General features: G+C 67.2%; 17 protein-coding genes. 11 read left to right on the top strand and 6 right to left on the bottom strand.

Annotated elements, in window-relative coordinates:
- Positions 1-27 precede the first annotated feature (27 nt).
- The 10 genes from sucD to EEB18_RS06680 all read left to right on the top strand — a co-directional run bounded on the left by sucD (position 28) and on the right by EEB18_RS06680 (position 10,918).
- Positions 28-918, top strand: a complete 891-nt coding sequence (gene sucD, locus EEB18_RS06725) for a succinate--CoA ligase subunit alpha (RefSeq protein WP_187141084.1) — start codon at positions 28-30, stop codon at positions 916-918.
- Between the two features lie 94 nt (positions 919-1,012).
- The gene (locus tag EEB18_RS06720; protein WP_187141083.1) at positions 1,013-3,832 is read left to right on the top strand and encodes a 2-oxoglutarate dehydrogenase E1 component; all 2,820 of its coding nucleotides are present in this window, start codon (positions 1,013-1,015) and stop codon (positions 3,830-3,832) included.
- A 20-nt stretch (positions 3,833-3,852) separates the two neighbouring features.
- Positions 3,853-5,097 carry a 2-oxoglutarate dehydrogenase complex dihydrolipoyllysine-residue succinyltransferase gene (gene odhB / locus EEB18_RS06715; RefSeq protein ID WP_187141082.1) on the top strand — a complete coding sequence of 415 codons (1,245 nt, stop codon included), beginning with the start codon at positions 3,853-3,855 and terminating at the stop codon, positions 5,095-5,097.
- Positions 5,098-5,110: 13 nt separating this feature from the next.
- Positions 5,111-5,476 (top strand): gamma-glutamylcyclotransferase family protein, encoded by a 366-nt coding sequence (locus EEB18_RS06710; protein WP_187141081.1) that lies wholly within the window; start codon positions 5,111-5,113, stop codon positions 5,474-5,476.
- A complete protein-coding gene (gene lpdA / locus EEB18_RS06705; RefSeq protein ID WP_187141080.1) occupies positions 5,476-6,873 on the top strand; it encodes a dihydrolipoyl dehydrogenase in 1,398 nt (465 codons plus the stop codon). Before EEB18_RS06710 ends, lpdA begins: the two co-directional genes overlap by 1 nt.
- A 22-nt stretch (positions 6,874-6,895) precedes the next feature.
- Complete coding sequence (locus EEB18_RS06700; protein WP_187141079.1) at positions 6,896-8,233, top strand: amidohydrolase; 1,338 nt, start codon at positions 6,896-6,898, stop codon at positions 8,231-8,233.
- A gap of 9 nt (positions 8,234-8,242) precedes the next feature.
- Positions 8,243-8,869 (top strand): trimeric intracellular cation channel family protein, encoded by a 627-nt coding sequence (locus EEB18_RS06695; RefSeq protein ID WP_187141078.1) that lies wholly within the window; start codon positions 8,243-8,245, stop codon positions 8,867-8,869.
- A 118-nt stretch (positions 8,870-8,987) separates the two neighbouring features.
- Positions 8,988-9,263, top strand: coding sequence for a hypothetical protein (locus EEB18_RS06690; protein ID WP_187141077.1), 276 nt, complete (start codon positions 8,988-8,990; stop codon positions 9,261-9,263).
- Between the two features lie 18 nt (positions 9,264-9,281).
- Positions 9,282-10,184 carry an alpha/beta fold hydrolase gene (locus EEB18_RS06685; RefSeq protein WP_187141076.1) on the top strand — a complete coding sequence of 301 codons (903 nt, stop codon included), beginning with the start codon at positions 9,282-9,284 and terminating at the stop codon, positions 10,182-10,184.
- Complete coding sequence (locus EEB18_RS06680; protein WP_187141075.1) at positions 10,181-10,918, top strand: PepSY domain-containing protein; 738 nt, start codon at positions 10,181-10,183, stop codon at positions 10,916-10,918. The genes EEB18_RS06685 and EEB18_RS06680 overlap by 4 nt, the downstream gene beginning before the upstream one ends.
- A 55-nt stretch (positions 10,919-10,973) precedes the next feature.
- On the opposite strand, the gene sppA is transcribed toward EEB18_RS06680, so the two are convergent.
- The 6 genes from sppA to EEB18_RS06650 all read right to left on the bottom strand — a co-directional run bounded on the left by sppA (position 10,974) and on the right by EEB18_RS06650 (position 17,781).
- Entirely contained in the window at positions 10,974-12,959 is a 1,986-nt protein-coding gene (gene sppA, locus EEB18_RS06675; RefSeq protein WP_187141074.1) for a signal peptide peptidase SppA, read from the bottom strand.
- A 78-nt stretch (positions 12,960-13,037) separates the two neighbouring features.
- Entirely contained in the window at positions 13,038-13,937 is a 900-nt protein-coding gene (locus EEB18_RS06670) for an NAD(P)H-binding protein (protein WP_187141131.1), read from the bottom strand.
- A 17-nt stretch (positions 13,938-13,954) separates the two neighbouring features.
- Positions 13,955-15,061 carry a glutamate 5-kinase gene (gene proB, locus EEB18_RS06665; protein ID WP_187141073.1) on the bottom strand — a complete coding sequence of 369 codons (1,107 nt, stop codon included), beginning with the start codon at positions 15,059-15,061 and terminating at the stop codon, positions 13,955-13,957.
- Between the two features lie 45 nt (positions 15,062-15,106).
- Positions 15,107-15,907: a MipA/OmpV family protein gene (locus EEB18_RS06660; protein WP_187141072.1), complete on the bottom strand. Its 801-nt coding sequence runs from the start codon at positions 15,905-15,907 to the stop codon at positions 15,107-15,109.
- Between the two features lie 50 nt (positions 15,908-15,957).
- Positions 15,958-17,001 carry a GTPase ObgE gene (gene obgE, locus EEB18_RS06655; RefSeq protein ID WP_187141071.1) on the bottom strand — a complete coding sequence of 348 codons (1,044 nt, stop codon included), beginning with the start codon at positions 16,999-17,001 and terminating at the stop codon, positions 15,958-15,960.
- A gap of 174 nt (positions 17,002-17,175) precedes the next feature.
- A complete protein-coding gene (locus EEB18_RS06650) occupies positions 17,176-17,781 on the bottom strand; it encodes a TetR/AcrR family transcriptional regulator (protein ID WP_056346987.1) in 606 nt (201 codons plus the stop codon).
- Between the two features lie 83 nt (positions 17,782-17,864).
- On the opposite strand from EEB18_RS06650, the gene EEB18_RS06645 reads away from it, so the two are divergent.
- Positions 17,865-18,770, top strand: coding sequence for a metal-dependent hydrolase (locus EEB18_RS06645; RefSeq protein ID WP_187141070.1), 906 nt, complete (start codon positions 17,865-17,867; stop codon positions 18,768-18,770).
- The last annotated feature ends 14 nt before the right edge of the window (positions 18,771-18,784 follow it).

The raw sequence follows: 18,784 nt of genomic DNA, 5'->3' as shown, positions 1-18,784 counted from the left end.
ATCAGGAAACAAGGAGTAGTTTGTGTAATGTCCATCCTCATCGACAAGAATACCAAGGTCATCACGCAAGGGATGACCGGTGCCACCGGCACCTTCCACACCGAACAGGCGCTTGCCTATGGCACGCAGATGGTCGGCGGCGTGACGCCGGGCAAGGGCGGTACGACGCATATCGGCCTGCCCAACTTCAACACGGTCGAAGAAGCCAAGGCCGCGACCGGCGCGACCGCGTCGGTCATCTATGTGCCGCCGCCGTTCGCCGCCGACTCGATCCTCGAGGCGATCGACGCCGAGATCGAGCTGATCGTCGCGATCACCGAGGGCATCCCGGTGCTCGACATGGTCAAGGTGAAGCGCGCGCTGTCGGGCTCGAAATCACGCCTGATCGGCCCGAACTGCCCCGGCGTGCTGACCCCCGGCGAATGCAAGATCGGCATCATGCCCGGCAGCATCTTCTCGAAGGGCAGCGTCGGCGTCGTCTCGCGCTCGGGCACGCTGACCTATGAAGCGGTGTTCCAGACCACCAACGCCGGGCTTGGCCAGACCACCGCGGTCGGCATCGGTGGCGACCCGGTCAACGGCACCAACTTCATCGACGTCCTCGAACTCTTCCTCGCTGACGAAGCGACCAAGTCGATCATCATGATCGGCGAAATCGGCGGCGACGCCGAGGAGCAGGCGGCACAATTCCTGATCGACGAAGCCAAGCGCGGCCGCAAAAAGCCGATGGCCGGCTTTATCGCGGGCCGCACCGCGCCTCCGGGCCGCCGCATGGGCCACGCCGGTGCGATCGTGTCGGGCGGCAAGGGCGACGCCGAAAGCAAGATCGCGGCGATGGAAGCGGCGGGCATCACCGTGTCGGCGAGCCCGTCCGAACTCGGCACGACGCTCGTCGAAGTGCTGAAAGAACGCGTCTGAGTATCGCGCCCGCCGGAACGAAACGGTTCCGGCGGGCATCCCCTTCCCAACCCTTCTCCCCGGAGCCATTTCTCGCAAGGGAATGGAAAAGATCATGAACCTCGAACGACAGAGCTTTGACATCGACGAGCCGCAGGCGGGCCCCAGCTGGGCGCCGAAGAACTGGCCGCCGATCGACAGCGACGACCTGACCGCTGCGCTCGATCCGCAGCAGATGCAGGTCGCAGTGAAGGCCGCCGCCGCCAAGGCCGGTGCGCCCCTGTCGAATGCCGAAGTCGAACGCGCGGCGAATGATTCGATCCGCGCGATGATGCTGATCCGCACCTATCGCGTGCGCGGGCATCTCGCCGCGAACCTCGATCCGCTGGGGCTCAGCACGCGCGAGCTGCCCGCCGATCTGACACCCGAATATCATGGTTTCGTCGGCGCCGATCAGGACCGGCCGATCTTCGTCGGCGGTGCGCTCGGCCTTGAAAAAGCGACGATCCGTGAGATCGTGGCGATCTTGCGCGCGAATTATTGCGGCAATGTCGGCCTCGAATATATGCACATCGCCGACATCGAGGAGCGCCAGTTCCTGCAGGAACGGATGGAAGGCGCCGACAAGATCATCGAATTTTCGGTCGAGGGCAAACGCGCCATCCTGAACAAGGTGATCCAGGCCGAGGAATGGGAAAAATTCCTCGCGCGCAAATATGTCGGCACCAAGCGCTTCGGCCTCGACGGCGGCGAATCGATGATTCCGGCGATGGAAGCCATCATCAAATATGGCGGCCAATATGGCGTGAAGGAAATCGTCTACGGTATGGCGCACCGCGGCCGCCTGAACATGCTCGCGAACGTGATGGCCAAGCCGTACAAGGTGATCTTCCACGAATTTTCCGGCGGCAGTGCCAACCCCGACGATGTCGGCGGGTCGGGCGACGTCAAATATCACCTCGGCACCTCGACCGACCGCGAGTTCGGCGGTGCGTCGGTGCATATGTCGCTGGTTCCCAACCCGTCGCATCTCGAAGCCGCCGACCCGGTCGTGCTCGGCAAGGTGCGAGCGCAGCAGGTGGTGCGCGACGACCTTGCCAAGCATGAGCAGGTGCTGCCCGTGCTGATCCACGGCGACGCGGCCTTCGCGGGGCAGGGGATCGTCTGGGAATGCCTCGGCTTCTCGGGCATCCGCGGTTACAACACCGGCGGCTGCATCCACTTCATCGTCAACAACCAGATCGGCTTCACGACCAGCCCGCAATATGCGCGCTCGTCGCCCTATCCGTCGGACGTCGCGAAGGGCGTGATGGCGCCGATCCTGCACGTCAACGGCGACGATCCCGAGGCGGTGACCTTTGCCTGCAAGCTGGCGATCGACTTCCGCCAGCAGTTTAAGCGCGACGTCGTGATCGACATGTGGTGCTATCGCCGTTTCGGCCATAACGAGGGCGACGAGCCTTCGTTCACCCAGCCTTTGATGTATGCCGTCATCCGCCAGCACCCGCCGGTGTCGCAGCTTTGCGCGGCGAAACTCGAAGCCGAGGGCGTGATCGATGCCGGCTGGGCCGACGCCCGCCGCGCCGAATTCGTCGCGCGGCTTGAGGATGATTTCGAATCGGCGAAAAGCTACAAGCCGAACAAGGCCGACTGGTTCGCGGGTCGCTGGTCGGGGCTGCACGCCCCCGCCGATCCCGAAAACGCCCGCCGCAACATCTCGACCGGGGTCAGCGACAAATTGTTCGACTCGATCGGCCGGATCATGACGACGATCCCCGCCGACCTCGACGTCCACAAGACGCTGCGCCGCGTGATTGACGCGCGGGGCGCGATGTTCGCCGACAAGAGCGACAAGGAAGTGTTCGACTGGGCGACCGCCGAGCAGCTCGCGTTCGGGACGCTGCTCAGCGAGGGCTATCAGGTGCGCCTGTCGGGGCAGGATTCGGGCCGCGGTACCTTCAGCCAGCGTCACGCGGTCTGGGTCGACCAGCAGACCGAGAATAAATATGTCCCGCTGACCACCGTGCCGCACGGCCGGTTCGAGGTGCTCGACAGCCCGCTCTCCGAATATGGCGTGCTCGGGTTCGAATATGGCTATGCGATGGCCGATCCGAAGAGCCTCGTGCTCTGGGAAGCGCAGTTCGGCGACTTCGCCAATGGCGCGCAGATCATGATCGACCAGTTCATCGCGTCGGGCGAAGCCAAATGGCTGCGCGCCAACGGCCTCGTGATGCTGTTGCCGCATGGCTATGAAGGGCAGGGTCCCGAACATAGCTCGGCGCGCCTCGAACGCTTCCTGCAGCTGTGCGCGGGCGACAATATCCAGGTGTGCAATATTTCGACCCCGTCGAACTATTTCCACGTCCTGCGCCGCCAGATGCTGCGCCCGTTCCGTAAGCCGCTGATCATCATGACGCCCAAGTCGCTGCTCCGCCACAAGCTGGCGGTCTCGCAGCGCTCGGACTTCATCGGCGACGCGCATTTCCGCCGCATCATGTCGGACCGCACCCCGCCCGCCGATAGCGATGTGAAACGCGTCATCCTCTGTTCGGGCAAGGTCGGTTACGACCTGATCGAAGCGCGCGATGCCGCGGGCCAGACCGATACGACGGTGATCCGCATCGAACAGCTCTACCCCTTCCCGGGTGAACCGCTCGCCGTGCGTTTGAAACGCATGCCGAAGCTCGAGGAAGTGGTGTGGGCGCAGGAAGAGCCGCGCAATAACGGCAGCTGGTCCTTCGTCGAGTCGTTCGTCGAGGAAGCGCTGACCAACGCCGGGCACAAGGGCATGCGTCCGCGCTATGCCGGCCGTGCCGCGGCGGCATCGCCCGCCACCGGGCTGATGAGTCGTCACCAGACCGAGCAGTCGGCGCTGGTCGCCGACGCGCTGGGCCTGAGCGTTCGCGCCGAAATCCGCCGCACCAAGAATAAATAAGCGCCCCAAAGGAAAGCAAGATGAGCACCGAAGTCAAAGTCCCCACCTTGGGTGAAAGCGTCACCGAAGCGACGGTCGGCGAATGGTTGAAGCAGCCGGGTGACGCGGTCGCGCTCGACGAGCCGATCGCGAGCCTCGAGACCGACAAGGTCGCGGTCGAGGTACCCTCGCCCGTCGCGGGCGTGATGGGGCAGCAGGTGGTGGCCGCGGGCGACACCGTCGCCGTCGGCGCGGTGATCGCGACGATCGAGGCTGGCAGCGGCAAGGCCGCGGCGCCCGCAGCGCCGGCTTCGGCGCCTGCTCCCGCCGCGAAGGCCGAAGCCGCAGCGCCCGCGCCCGCCGCGACGGCGAGCGAAGACACCGGCGACGGCGTCACCACCCTGTCGCCCGCGGTGCGCCGTCTGGTGCTCGAGCATGGCGTCGACCCGAGCAAGATCAAAGGCAGCGGCAAGGACGGCCGGTTGACCAAGGAAGATGTGCTCGCCGCCGCCAATAATGCGCCCGAGGCTCCGGCGGCCGCGCCGCCGCCCGCCGCTGCCGCCCCCGCGGCATCGGGTGCCCCCGGCCGCCGCGAAGAGCGCGTCAAGATGACTCGGATGCGCCAGACGATCGCCAAGCGGTTGAAGTCGGCGCAGGAAACCGCGGCGATGCTGACGACGTTCAACGACGTCGACATGTCGGCGGTGATGGCGACGCGCGACAAATATCGCGAAAGCTTCGAAAAGAAGCATGGCGTCCGCCTCGGCTTTATGAGCTTCTTCACCAAAGCGGTCGCGCTCGCGGCGCACGACATTCCGGCGGTCAACGCGCGCATCGACGGCGACGAGATCGTCTATTTCGATTACCTCGACGTCTCGGTCGCGGTGAGCGCGCCCAACGGCCTCGTCGTGCCTGTCGTGCGCAACGCCGACAGCCTGAGCTTCGCCGAGATCGAAAAGGCGATCGCCGACCTCGGCAAGCGCGCCAAGGAGGGCACGCTGACGATGGACGACATGACCGGCGGCACCTTTACCATTTCGAACGGCGGCGTGTTCGGCGGCCTGATGTCGACCCCGATCATCAACCCGCCGCAGTCGGCGGTGCTTGGTCTCCATCGCATCGAGGAACGTCCGGTCGTCCGCGACGGCCAGATCGTGGCGCGCCCGATGATGTATCTGGCGCTGAGCTATGACCACCGCCTGATCGACGGACGCGAGGCGGTGACGTTCCTGAAGACGATCAAGGAAGCGATCGAGGATCCGACGCGGCTGCTGATCGACCTGTAATAGGGAACGCCGCATGCGCGACGCCACCGAAGCCTTGTTCGCCTATGGCACGCTCCAATATCCGGACGTGCAGCGCGAACAGTTCGGCCGGTTGCTCAGCGGCACGGCGGACGCGCTGACCGGGTATTGCCTCGGACGGATCGCGATCGCCGACCCCGAGGTGATCCGCAAAAGCGGCGAAAATCACTATCCGGTGCTCGTTCCCGACAGCGAAGGCTCGCAGCGGATCGCGGGCACCCTATATTGGATTACAAGACAAGAACTCGAAGCGGCCGATGTCTATGAGGCCGAAGACTATCAGCGGCAGCGCGTCGCACTGGAATCGGGCGAGAGCGCCTGGGTCTATGTCGCCGCACCGGGCCTGCAATGGAGTATATGATGGCTGAATACGATTACGACGTCCTTGTCATTGGTGCCGGCCCTGGCGGCTATGTCGCGGCGATCCGTGCGGCGCAGCTCGGCCTCAAGACCGCGTGCGCCGAAGGGCGCGAGACGCTCGGCGGCACCTGCCTCAATGTCGGCTGTATCCCGTCGAAGGCGATGCTCCACGCGTCCGAATATTATGACGCCGCCGCCAATGGCGCGATGGCGAAGATGGGGATCGACGTGACCCCCAAGCTCAACCTGCCCGCGATGCACGGCCAGCGCATCGACGCGGTCAAGGGCCTGACCGGCGGCATCGAATTCCTGTTCAAGAAGAACAAGGTCGACTGGCTGAAGGGCTATGCGCAGTTCACCGGCAAGGACAGCGTCGAGGTCGCGGGCAAGACGGTCCGCGCCAAGAATATCGTCATCGCCACCGGATCGTCGGTCACCCCGCTGCCCGGCGTCGCGGTCGATAACGAAAAGCAGATCATCGTCGATTCGACCGGCGCGCTCGAACTCGCGAAGGTTCCCGAGCATATGGTCGTGATCGGCGGCGGTGTGATCGGACTCGAACTCGGCAGCGTCTGGCGCCGGCTTGGCGCGAAAGTCACCTGCGTCGAGTTCCTCGACCAGATCCTGCCCGGCATGGACGCCGATGTGCGCAAGGACGCGAACCGCATCTTCAAGAAGCAGGGCATCGAATTCAAGCTGAAGACCAAGGTCACCAAGGCCGAGGTCAAGGGCAAGAAGGCCGTGCTGACGCTCGAACCCGCCGCTGGTGGTGACGCCGAGACGCTCGAGGCCGATGTCGTGCTGGTATCGATCGGGCGCCGCCCGAACACCGAAGGGCTGGGCCTCGACAAGGCGGGCCTCGCGGTCAACGCGCGCGGCCAGATCGAAACCGACCATGATTTCGGCACGCAGGTCCCTGGTATCTGGGCGATCGGCGACGTTATCCCCGGCCCGATGCTCGCGCATAAGGCCGAGGACGAAGGCATTGCGGTCGCTGAGAATATCGCCGGGCTGACCGGCATCGTGAACCACGACGTCATCCCCTCGGTCGTCTATACCATGCCCGAGATCGCCGGCGTCGGCCTGACCGAAGAGCAGGCGAAGGAGCGCGGCGAGGTCAAGGTCGGCAAATTCCCGATGGCGGGCAACAGCCGCGCCAAGACCAACCACGAACCCGACGGTTTCGTGAAGGTGATCGCCGATGCGAACAGCGACCGCGTGCTCGGCGTCTGGATCATCGCCAGCGTCGCGGGCACGATGATCGCGCAGGCCGCGCAGGCGATGGAATTCGGCGCCACGTCGGAAGACATCGCCTACACATGTCACGCCCACCCGACGCACAGCGAAGCGGTGAAGGAAGCGGCAATGGCGGTGACCGGCAAGCCGATCCACATCTGACAGGCATTTGGGGGAGAGAGTGATGGCGAAGCATGGGCTCTGGGCAGCGGCTTCGCTCGCCCTCTTTCTGGTCCCGGCGGGCGCTCAGGCGGCGCCTGACATGGCTGCGGCGAACGCGCGGCTGACCGCGCTTCTCGACAAAAATTATCCGGCTCTCGAGGCGGTCTACAAGGATTTGCACGCCAATCCCGAACTGGGGATGCAGGAGGTGCGGACCGCCGCGATCCTCGCCCAGCATCTCCGCAAGGCGGGCTTCACCGTGACCGAGAAGGTCGGCGGGACCGGCGTCGTCGCGGTGCTGAAGAACGGCGACGGGCCGACCTTCCTCGTGCGTGCCGACATGGACGCGCTGCCGATGGAGGAAAAGACCGGGCTGGCCTGGTCGAGCAAGGCGCGCGCGACCTATGAGGGCAGGGATGTCCCCGTGATGCACGCCTGCGGCCATGACACGCACGTCGCCTATCTGATCGGCGTCGCGCAGGCGCTGAGCGCGATGCGCGACAGCTGGTCGGGGACGGCGGTGCTGATCGGCCAACCGGCCGAGGAACCGCTCAAGGGCGCGCGCGCGATGCTGGATGACGGGCTGTTGACGCGTTTCCCCAAGCCCGACTTCGGCTTTGCGGCGCATGTCTCGAACCTGCCGTCGGGTGTCGTCGCGATCAAGGCGGGCGCGGGGTCGTCGGCCTCCGACAGCTATTCGATCACCTTCCACGGCCGCGGCGGGCACGGATCGATGCCCGCGGCGACGATCGACCCCATTCCGATCGCCGCGCGCTTCGTCACCGATACGCAGGTGGTGATCAGCCGCGAGAAGGATCCCGCCGCCTTTGGCGTGCTGACGATCGGCGCGATCAACGCCGGCAGCGCGCCCAACATCATCCCCGACAGCGCCGAGGTGAAGGTCAATCTGCGTTCGCAGTCGCCCGAGGTGCGCAAGCTGCTCCAGGACGGCACCGCGCGCGTCGCGAGATCGGCGGCGGCGATGGGCAATGCGCCCGAACCGACGATCCGCTACCTGAGCGGCACCGGCATTCTCACCAACGACGAGACGATGGCCAAGGCCGCGGTCGCGGCGCTGACCCCGGTGTTCGGCAAAGGCCTCGTCTTCGCCCCCGCGAGCGCGGCGCCGATGTCAGGCAGCGAGGATTATTCGGAATTCGTCGACGCGGGCGTGCCGTCGCTGTTTTTCGGCATCGGCGGTTATGATCCTGCGGTGCTCGCCGACCTGAAGGCGAAGGGCGAACCCGCGCCGACCAATCACTCGCCCTTCTTTGCGCCTCGCGCCGAGCCCGCGATTCGCAATGCGGTGACCGCGATCATGCTCTCGATCGTCGGCGGTGTTCGCCCTGCCGCGAAATAGCGACGCGCAATGCCCGTCCCCGACAATGACCTGCTGATCCGGCTGCTCGATCTTGCCGGGATCGGTGTGTTCGCCTTGTCGGGGGCGCTGATGGCGGTGCGTCTGCGCCAGACGCTGGTCACCGCGATGTTTTTCGCGCTGGTGACCGGGGTCGGCGGCGGCAGCGTGCGCGACCTGCTGATCGGCGCGCCGGTATTCTGGGTGCAGGACGGGGCGATCGCGGCGGTGTGCATCGCGATCGCGCTGGTCGTCTGGGTGACGCCCGAACGCTGGTGGCAGGGGCAGTTGCTCGAATGGGCCGATGCCGTTGGGCTCGCGGCCTATGCCGTCTTCGGCACCGCCAAGGCGCTGGCGTGGGGCGTGCCGCCGGTGCCTGCGCTGCTGATGGGGGTGATCACCGGCTGCGTCGGCGGCACGATCCGCGATATCCTCGCCGGGGTGCCATCGATCATCGTCAGGCCTGAAATCTATGTCACCGCGGCGGCGCTCGCCTCGGGGCTGTTCCTGGCGCTGCTCTGGCTGGGCACGGGGACGCCGGTCGCGGCGCTGAGCGGTGTGGTCGCGGGCTTCGTCCTGCGCGGTGCCGCGATCTACTGGTCGCTTGCGCTGCCCGCGTATCGCGAACCGAACCGCTGAACGGGTCCCGGTTCGGGACGGAATGACCCGAACGGCAGCCGGACTGTCAGAATCGATTAACCCACCACGCCTAGCCCGCATCGCACGAAAGGGGCGCGTGGGGGCCTTGGAAGTCTTGTTGATCAGTTTCGGCGCCGGCGTCGCGTCGGCCGACTGCGCGGTCGATTGCGATGCGGCGATGACGGCGGGGGTCATGCTATTGGCCGCGCCGCCGATCCTCGCCGCGGTGATGCTGCGCGACCGGCTGTTCGCGATGTGTGCGGGATGGGGTGAACGGTTCGGCCACTTGCGTGCCGCGCGCGGCTCCTGCGCCGCGGGCTTGCCAAATACGCTGGCTGTGGCAGGTTCGTCGGTGAACACGGATGTCAGCACCATCGCCGCGCGAAGGGCCTGACCCTTGCAGGGGCTTTCCATGACGACAATGCAGACGACCGCAAATGGCATCGACATCACCTATGAGGACAAGGGGCCGCGCGATGCGCCGGTCATTCTGCTGGTGATGGGACTGGGCGGGCAATTGACTCTGTGGCCCGACGAATTCGTCGATGCGTTGAATGCTCATGGTTTCCGCACCATCCGCTACGACAATCGCGACGTCGGCCTGTCGACGCGCTTCGAGGCGGCGGGGGTGCCCAACCTGAAATGGATGTTCGTCAAGGCGGCGTTGCGCCTGCCGGTGCGTCCCGCTTACACGCTCGCCGACATGGCAGCTGACGGGGTGGCGCTGCTCGACCATCTTGGCATCGAGCGCGCGCATATCGTCGGCGCGTCGATGGGCGGCATGATTTCGCAGCATATCGCGGCGCGCTATTCCGACCGTACCCTGTCGCTGACCTCGATCATGTCGACCACCGGCAACCCCAGATTGCCGCGCGCCAACAAGGACGCGATGGCGGTGCTCGCCAACCGGCCGATGAGCGGCGATCCCGAGGCGATGATCGCCTATTCGGTGCGCGCCGCGCGGGTGATCGGCAGCCCCGCCTATCCCGCCGAGGAAGAGCGGCTGCAGCGCCGGGTGCGCGGCGATTTCGAGCGTGGCTGGTACCCGCAGGGCGTCGCGCGGCAGATGGCGGCGATCGTCGCCGACGGCGACCGCCGCGCGATGCTGAAGACAATCGCCGCGCCGACGCTGGTGATCCATGGCGAGGCCGATCCGCTCGTCCCGCTCGCGGGCGGCAAGGACACCGCGGCGAGCATCCCCGGCGCGCGCTTGATGACGATCCCGGGCATTGGGCATGACCTGCCGCTCGCGCTCGTCGATACGCTCGCCGATGCCATCGCGGGTCATGCGCGGGAGCTGGCGGCGGCGGCATGAGCGCGCTGAAGACGCGGCTGCGCGCGCAGCTGCTCCGCATCCATATCTGGCTTGGCTGGCTGGTCGGCGTGCCGCTGATCCTGTGGACGCTGTCGGGGTTGGTCATGGTGATCAAGCCGATCGACGAAGTGCGCGGCAGCGATTTGCGCAGCGAGCCGGTTGCGATCCCCGCGACCTTGGCGGCGGTGCCGCCGCAGCTGAATGGCCGACCGGTGCAAAAGCTGGAGCTGGCGATGCGCGGGGCGAGACCGGTGTGGCTGGTGCGCTATTCCGGCGACGACAGCCGCGCCGCCGATGCGACGACCGGCGCGCTCTTGCCGCCCGTCACCGCCGCCGAGGCGCGGGTGATCGCCGATGGCGCGCTAAAGGCGCCGGGCAAGCTGCTATCGGTACGCCGCTTCGCCGCCGACGCCAATCCGATCGAACTGCGGCGCGACCGTCCGGCGTGGCGGATCGTCTATGACGGCGGGCTTCATGCCTATGTCGATGCCGATACCGGCGAGTTGCTGGCGCTGCGGACGGGATATTGGCGCGGCTATGACTTTTTCTGGGGGCTGCACATCATGGATCTGCAGACCCGCGAGGATACGCACCACCCGCTGCTGATCGGCTTCACGGCGGTCAGCCTGGTGACCGTTGTGCTGGGGTTCGTGATGCTGTTCGTGCGCCAGCGGCGGCGGCGCAAACAGTCCCCCTCCCGATCGCGGGAGGGGTTAGGGGAGGGTATGTCGTAAAGGCGGGAAGGCAACAGGCCCTCCCCCGACCCCTCCCGCAAGCGGGAGGGGAGTATCAGCGCATCAACAACGCCAGCGTGGCGAGGAAACCCCGGGTCTCCGCCTGGCCCGGCCGCGGCACGGCGGGCAGATAGGCGCGGCAGTCGAGGCACGATGCCTGCACCGACCCGGCCTCGGTCAGCAGCGAGAGGTCCTGCACGACGCGGCGTTCGATCATCTGGCGGTTCATCGCCGCGATGCCGAACCAGCCGCGAGGCAACGCCGCGGTCGGTTCCTGTTCGGCGCCGGTCCAGCTCGCGAGCATCTTCGAAAACTCGCTCGGCTCATTCTCGAAATATTTGGCGTGAACGTCGCCATCGACCTTGGCCAGTTTAGCCGCGGCGGCAATCGCGTCGGGCAGGCCGCCGAACTGGTCGACCAGCCCGATCTGGCGCGCGGTGCCGCCGGCCCAGACACGGCCTTCGGCGATCTCGCGGATCTTCTCGATCGGCTGCTTGCGGCTTTTGGCAACGAGGCCGGTGAAGCGCCCGTAGATATCCTCGACGCTGGCCTGCGCCAGCTGGTTGAACTCGTCGTTCACCCCGCCGAGGATGTCGGGCTGGCCCGACAAGGGCGTCGTCTTGATGCCGTCGGTGGTTACGCCGGCCTTGGCGAGCGTTTGTTCGAAGCTCGGCAGGATGCCGAAGACGCCGATCGACCCGGTGATCGTGTCGGGTTCGGCGAAGATGCGGTCGGCGGGCGTTGCGATCCAGTAGCCGCCCGACGCCGCGACATTGGCCATCGACACGACCACGGGCAGTTTCTTCGCCTTTGCGGCGAGCAGCGCCTGCCGGATTTCCTCCGACGCGAGCACCGATCCACCGGGCGAATCGACGCGCAGGACGATCGCCTTGATGCTGTCGTCGGCCGCGGCATCGAGGATGTGCTGGGCGATCGTCTGGCCACCGGCGCTGCCGTTCGGAGCCTCGCCATCGACGATTTCGCCGATCACGGGCACCACCGCGATCGCGCTGCCGGGCTGCTTCGGCGGATTGGCGGCGACCCAGTTGTCGAGCGGGATCGCATTATAGTTCCAGGGCTGGCTGTCGTCGAATGCGCCGCTGATTTCGGCGACGCGGCTGCTGAACGCCATCCGGCTGCCGAGCGTGTCGATCAGCCCGGCGTCGAGCGACGCCTTCGACAGGTCGTTGCCCGCGGCGCGCACCGCACCCGCGGTGTCGGCGATGAAGGGATCGATCTTCGCCTTCGGGCGGGCCTTTTTGACGTCGGCCAGCCAATTTTCCCACAGGGCGCCGGCATAGGCGAGGTCGGCCTGTTTCGCCTCGGGCGACTGGTCGGCGCGCAAATAGGGTTCGACCGCGCTCTTGAAGGTTCCGACGCGATAGATGTTCGCGGTGACGCCGAGCTTGTCCATCAGCCCCTTGTAATAGAGCCGCGAACCGCCGGGTCCGGCGATCGCGACGCCGCCGATCGGGTCGGCCCATATTTCGCTGGCGTGCGAGGCGAGCTGATAGCTGTCGGTCGTGTAGGCGGTGGCGAAGGCGAGGACGGGCTTTTTCTGTGCGCGGACCTTGTCGAGCGCGTCACCGATTTCGGCGAGCGAGACCTGGCCGCCGCCAAGAAAGCGGTCGAGGTCGAGCACCACCGACGTGATACGCTTGTCGTCGGCCGCGGTTTCGAGCGCGTGAACGACGTCGCGGACGCGAATTTCCTTGAGGTTGTTGCCGCCCGACAGCGCCGCGAACGGATCGATCTCGGCGGGCTGTTCGGTGACGACGCCGTCGAGCTGGAGCAGCAAAGCGCCTTCGCTGACCGGCAGCGATGGATTGGGGCGCCCCGCGAACAGGCCGAAGAGCACGACAAAGAAGAGGAGCAGGAAGATGAGCGCCAACCCGTCCTTGATCGCGACGAGCAGGTTCCAGACCTTGCGCGGAAAGCTGGTCGTGCCTTTCGGCTTGTCCTCGCCGGGCAGCGGGCGGCGAACGGGGATGGCCCAAGGGCCGGCGGGATCGTTGGGCGTGTTCGCGGTGCTGTCGGTCATGCGCGCAAACCTAGGGATGCGGCTGGCCCTTGGCAATGCACGCTTCGACCGGCGGGCGATGACGCCCCACCGGCGGCGTCAGAGCCAGTTTTCGCGGCGGTACCAGCGGACGGTTTCGGTCAGCGCATCGCCGGTGTCGAGTTCGGGGCGCCAGAGGTCCGGCGGCGGGCCGGCGCCGTCGGTGGCGACCCAGTCGGGATGCGCGATATAGCGCGCGCGGTCGGGGGTCAGCTTGGCGCGGCTGCGGCGCACCAGCTTGTCGATCCGCCCGCCGGCCTTGAGCAAGGTCGCCGGAATAGTGAGGGTCGAGACATGGCTGCGGCCGACGGCACGCCCGACCGCTCGGGCAAAGCTGCGATGCGACCAGCCGCCGGGCTTCCCGTCGTCGGGTTCGTAAATGGCGCCGATGCTGGCGTCGCGATCGGCGGCGAGCGCGACGAGCAGGCGCGCGAGTTCCTCGACGTAGATTGCCGACATCCGTCCGGCGGGCGGCAGCAGCGCGATGCCGCGCCGCGCCATGCGGAAAATGTCGAGCATCTCGGTATCGCCGGGTCCGAACACCGCGGGCGGGCGAACGATCGTCCAGTCGAGCCCGCTCGCCTTGACGATCGTTTCGGCGCGCGCCTTCGACCAGCCGTAGTTGGAGAGGTCCGGCTCGCGCGCCGCGAGCGATGAGACATGGACGAAGCGGGTGACCCCTGCGCCGCGCGCGGCATCGACGACGTTGCTGGTCGCGGTGGCGTTGCCGGCTTCGAACGCGGCGCGGGTGGGCACATTGACGACACCCGCGATGTGCAGGACGATGTCGCTGCCCGCCGCGAGCTCGGCGAGCGTCTCGGGCTGGTCGAGCGCGCCGGCGATCCAGGTGACGCCGTCGCGCTGCTCCTGCCGGCGGCGGGTGAGGGCGCGGACGTGCCAGCCCTGTTCTATCGCGCGCCGCATCGTCGCGCCGCCGACAAAGCCGGTCGCGCCGGTCATCGCCAGCACCGGCGCGGTCACAGCAGCACCATATGGTCGCGGTGGACGACGGCGCTGCGCGGCGCATAGCCGAGCGCCGCCTCTTGCGCGTCGCGGCCGAGGCCGAGGATCGCGGCCGCGTCGGCGGCGGTATATTCGGCAAGGCCGCGCGCGACGACGCGATCATCGGGACCGGCGATGTCGAGAATGTCGCCGCGCGCGAAATTGCCGGTCACCGTCGCGACCCCGGCGGCGAGCAGGCTGGCGCCGCCGCGCAGCGCCTTGACCGCGCCGGCGTCGATACCCAGCCGGCCCTTCGCGGTCAGCCCGCCGGCGAGCCATGCCTTGCGCGCGCTCGCGCCCTTTTCGGCGACGAACAGGCTGTGCCGCGCTTCGGTCGAGAGCGGGTGGTCGATGCGCCCCGACGCAATCGCGAGATGCGCGCCCGCGGCGTTGGCGATCCGCGCCGCCGCGATCTTCGACACCATGCCGCCCGACCCCATGCCCGAGGCCGACCCGGTGTCGGCCATCGCCTCGATGGCGGCGTCGATGCGTTCGATCCGCGCGATATGGACGGCGCCATCCTGCGCGGGGTTGCGGTCGTACAGCCCGTCGATGTCCGACAGCAGGATCACGCCGTCGGCGCCCGCCGCCTGCGCCACGCGCGCGGCGAGCCGGTCGTTGTCGCCAAAACGGATCTCCTCGGTCGCGACGCTGTCATTCTCGTTGATGATCGGCACCACGCCGAGGCTGAGCAGGCGGTCGAGCGTCGCGGCGGCGTTGAGGTAACGGCGGCGATGTTCGAGGTCGTCGAGCGTGACGAGCATCTGCGCCGCGGTCAGCCCCTCGGCGCCAAGCACCTCGGCCCACACCTGCGACAGCGCGATCTGTCCGGTTGCGGCGGCGGCCTGCGCATCCTCGAGGCTGGCGCGCCCGCCCTTGGCCAGCCCCAGCCGCCGCGCGCCGAGCGCGATCGCGCCCGACGAGACGACCGCGACCTGCTGGCCGGCCCTGGTGCGTGCGGCGATGTCGGCGGCGATGCCGGTCAGCCAGTCTCGCCGCACCGCGCCGTCCGGATCGACGAGCAACGCCGAACCGATCTTGACGATCAGACGGGGGCAGGCGGCGGGCGGAAACAGGCTCATGGCGCCGCCGATAGCGCGCGCGGCGCCGCGCGCCAATGGCTTTGCTCAGCGATCTCCGCCGAAGGTGTAGCTGAGCGCGACGCCGACCGACGGCTGGTCGCGCGACCCCAGCTGGCGGACGACGGGCGAGCGCGCGGCGTCGCCGACGAGGCGGTCGTAGCGGGCATAGGCCGCGAGGCCCCAGTTCGGGCTGAGCTGGCGGAGATAACCGGCGGTCAGCCCGACCGCGTGAACGCCGCCGTCGATATCGAAGGCGGGAAGGCCCGAGGCGGCCGCCGCGGCCGGACTCACCCCGAAATAGGCGCGCTGATATTTGCCGTCGCCGAGCGTCACGCGCGGGCCGACGGAGAAGAGCCAGTCGTCGCCGTCGCGCAGGACATAATCGGCGCTGACCTCGCCGACGAAGCCGTCATGGCCGCCGAGGCCCCGCCGGGCCTCGGCCCGCAGGCGAAAGTTCGGGGTCAGCGACACCTGCGCGAACCCGCCCGCTTCGATCGTCAGGCCGACCTTGGGCAGGTTGGCGCCGACATCGGCGGCGGTGCGTTTGCCGACGAAGCCGAAGGCCGGGCCGAAGGCGAAGTCGCCGGCCTGGAGGAGCGGCGCGCCGAAGCTTTCGTCGGCGGCTTCGAAGGTGAATTCGGTGCCTTCATGCTCGCGCGAGAGATCGAGATAGGGGCCGATCGACAGGTCTTTCGCGCCCGGCCAGGCTGGCGAAAGCTGCGGCCCCGCGATGATGCGCGTGCGTTTGGGGGCGGGGGTTTCGGCCTCTTGCGCGAAGACAGGTGCCGTCAACGCCAGCAAGGACGAGGCGGCGAGAGTATAGGGGATCAGGCGACGAGGGGGCATCGGGAACTCCAGCTGTTCCCTCACCCAAGTCCCGCCTCGGCGCTTGGTTCCTAGACGGGAGACCATAGGGCGTCGGCATCGCTGTCGGGGTCTTCGCCCGCGACGTCGCCCGCGACGGCTTCGAGCAGCTTGTCGAGCACGGCTTCGATGCCCGCGCCGCTCGCGCCCGACAGCGCCATCACGGGATGGCCGCTTTCCTTGGCGAGTTCGGCCGACAACGCCGCGATCAGCTCGTCGTCGAGCGTGTCGACCTTGTTGAGCGCGACCACCACCGGCTTGTCGAGCAGGTCGGCACCATAGGCCTCAAGCTCGTTGCGCACGATGCGATAGCTGGTCGCGACATCCTCGTCGTTCGCGTCGACGAGGTGGAGCAGCACGCGGCAGCGTTCGATATGGCCGAGGAAGCGGTCTCCGACCCCGGCGCCGTCGGCGGCGCCCTCGATCAGGCCGGGGATGTCAGCGACGACGAATTCATTGCCCTTGTGGCTGACGACGCCGAGCTGCGGGCGCAGCGTGGTGAAGGCGTAGGCGCCGACCTTGGCCTGCGCATTGCTCACCGCATTGATGAAGGTCGATTTGCCGGCATTGGGCAACCCGACCAGCCCCGCGTCGGCGAGCAGCTTCAACCGCAGCCACACCCACATCTCCTCGCCGGGCCAACCGGGGCCGTGCTGGCGCGGGGCGCGGTTGGTGCTGGTCTTGTAGCTTGCATTGCCGCGCCCGCCGTCGCCGCCGCGCAGGAAGGTGACCTGTTCGCCCTCCTTGGTCAGGTCGGCGAGCAGGCTGCGCTCTTCGTCGTCGTCGAGGATCTGGGTGCCGATCGGTACCTTGATCAAGAGGTCGGGGCCGCCGGCGCCGGTGCGGTCGCGGCCGGCACCGGGGGTGCCGCGCTTGGCCTTGAAATGCTGGGTGTAGCGAAAGTCGATCAGCGTGTTGAGCCCGGCGACCGCTTCGAAGATGATGTCGCCGCCCTTGCCGCCGTTGCCGCCGTCGGGACCGCCATATTCGACATATTTCTCGCGCCGGAAACTGACGGCGCCGGGGCCGCCGTCACCGGACTTCACGAATATCTTGGCTTGATCGAGGAAATGCATGGCGGGGCCTTTGGGCGCGGGAGACGGGAAAACTACACATCAAATCCCGTTCGTGTCGAGCGAAGTCGAGACACCCATCGGGGCACACGACCGAAGGGAGTCTCGACTTCGCTCGATGCGAACGGAATGACGGGATGCGGCCCCTTAGCGCGCGCGCACCAAAATTGCTAGCCTTCAGGCAGCAGGCTTGCCGCCGTGCTCAGCCCAGAATTTCGCGATCCTGCCGGTGATCAATTCGGTCGCCAGCACCCGCGACGTGTCGCGCGGCAGGTCGAGCGCCTCGGCCATCGGGCCGCCGAGCTGCGCATCGCCCAGTGCCATCAGCACCAGTGCCAGCGTATCTTCGTGCATCAGGCGCTTTTCATGCGCGTCGGGCGCGATGTTGTCGATCAGCCGGTGGATCGCCTCGACGATCGGGTCGAGCGCATCCTCGTTGCCCGTCGCAGCCATCCAGGTCGCGAGCGCGCCGGCGCCGCCCTCGTTGAAGGCATCGAAGGCGAGGTCGACGATCTCGCGCACATTGCGTTCGCCCGGTGGCGATTCCGCCATCTTCCGGCCGATCGTCGCGCAGACGGTTTCGGCCTGATAGGCGGCGAGTGCCTTTTGCAGTCCCGCCGCGCTGCCGAAATGATGCAGCAGATTGGCGTGGGTGCGGTCGATGCGCGCCGCCACGGCTTTCAGCGTCACCGCCGCCGGCCCCATCTCGATCAGGATCGTCCGCGCCGCCTCAAGCGCTGCCGACCGGCTCTCTTCGGGACTCAGGCGCTTCTTCGCTACTATTGACACCACTGTAAGTAACCTTTAACATATGCCCCATAGGACGTCCCCACGCCCTTCCTCTCCTTTTCGACGGTGCAGACCATATGTCCAGCTTTTCCCACAACCCGACCCCCGCCGACCTTGCGATCACGCCGCGCGACATGCGCTTCGGCCGCGACGACCGGCAGGGCCGCTGGTGGCTGAACGGCGACCCGATCGCCTCGGCTTTTCACACCGCGCTGTCGGTGACCTTCCCGCGCGGCGAGGCGATGTTCATCGAGGCGGTGAAAGCGCACCGCGATGGCGTGCCCGACAAATTGGCGCGCGAAATCCGCGCCTTCACCCAGCAGGAGGTGGTCCACAGCCGCGAGCATGTGGTGTTCAACAAGAAGGCGGCGGAAGCGGGTTACGACCTCAGCGAGCTCGAAGACGATGTGAACCACGTCCTCGACCTGATCAAGGCACGGCCGCAGATCGTCAACCTGATGGCTACGATCGCGCTCGAACATTATACCGCGATGATGGCAGCGGTGATGCTGCGCGACGACAGCATGTATGCCGGCGCCGAACCCGAATGGGCGGCGCTGTGGAAATGGCACGCGATCGAGGAGATCGAGCACAAGGGCGTCGCCTATGACACCTGGCTGCACGCGACGAAGGACTGGAGTCGCTTCAGACGCTGGCGCGCCAAGTCGATCATGATGCTGCTCGTCACCACCCGCTTCTGGCCGAAGCGCGTCAAGGGGATGAAGGCGCTGCTGAAGCAGGACGGCCTGACCGGCTGGCGCGTCACGGCGCGCATCTGGTGGTATCTGCTCGGCAAGCCGGGGGTGCTGCGCAAGAGCTTCCTGCCCTGGCTCAGCTATTTCCTGCCCGGCTTCCACCCGTGGAATCACGACGACCGCGCGCTGATCGGCAAATATGAAAGCGATTATGTCGATGCGGTGATGCCGCAGCACAGCTCGGCTGCGCCGGCGCGGCACGAGGAATTGGCGGCCGTGGCCGCCTGACCGGCTCGTAAAGG

Origin of the sequence: Sphingopyxis sp. OPL5 (genome assembly GCF_003797775.2) — a bacterium.
Taxonomy (GTDB): domain Bacteria; phylum Pseudomonadota; class Alphaproteobacteria; order Sphingomonadales; family Sphingomonadaceae; genus Sphingopyxis.
The sequence above is the reverse complement of the archived record's forward strand: the minus strand, read 5'-3'. Positions and strand labels throughout refer to the sequence as shown.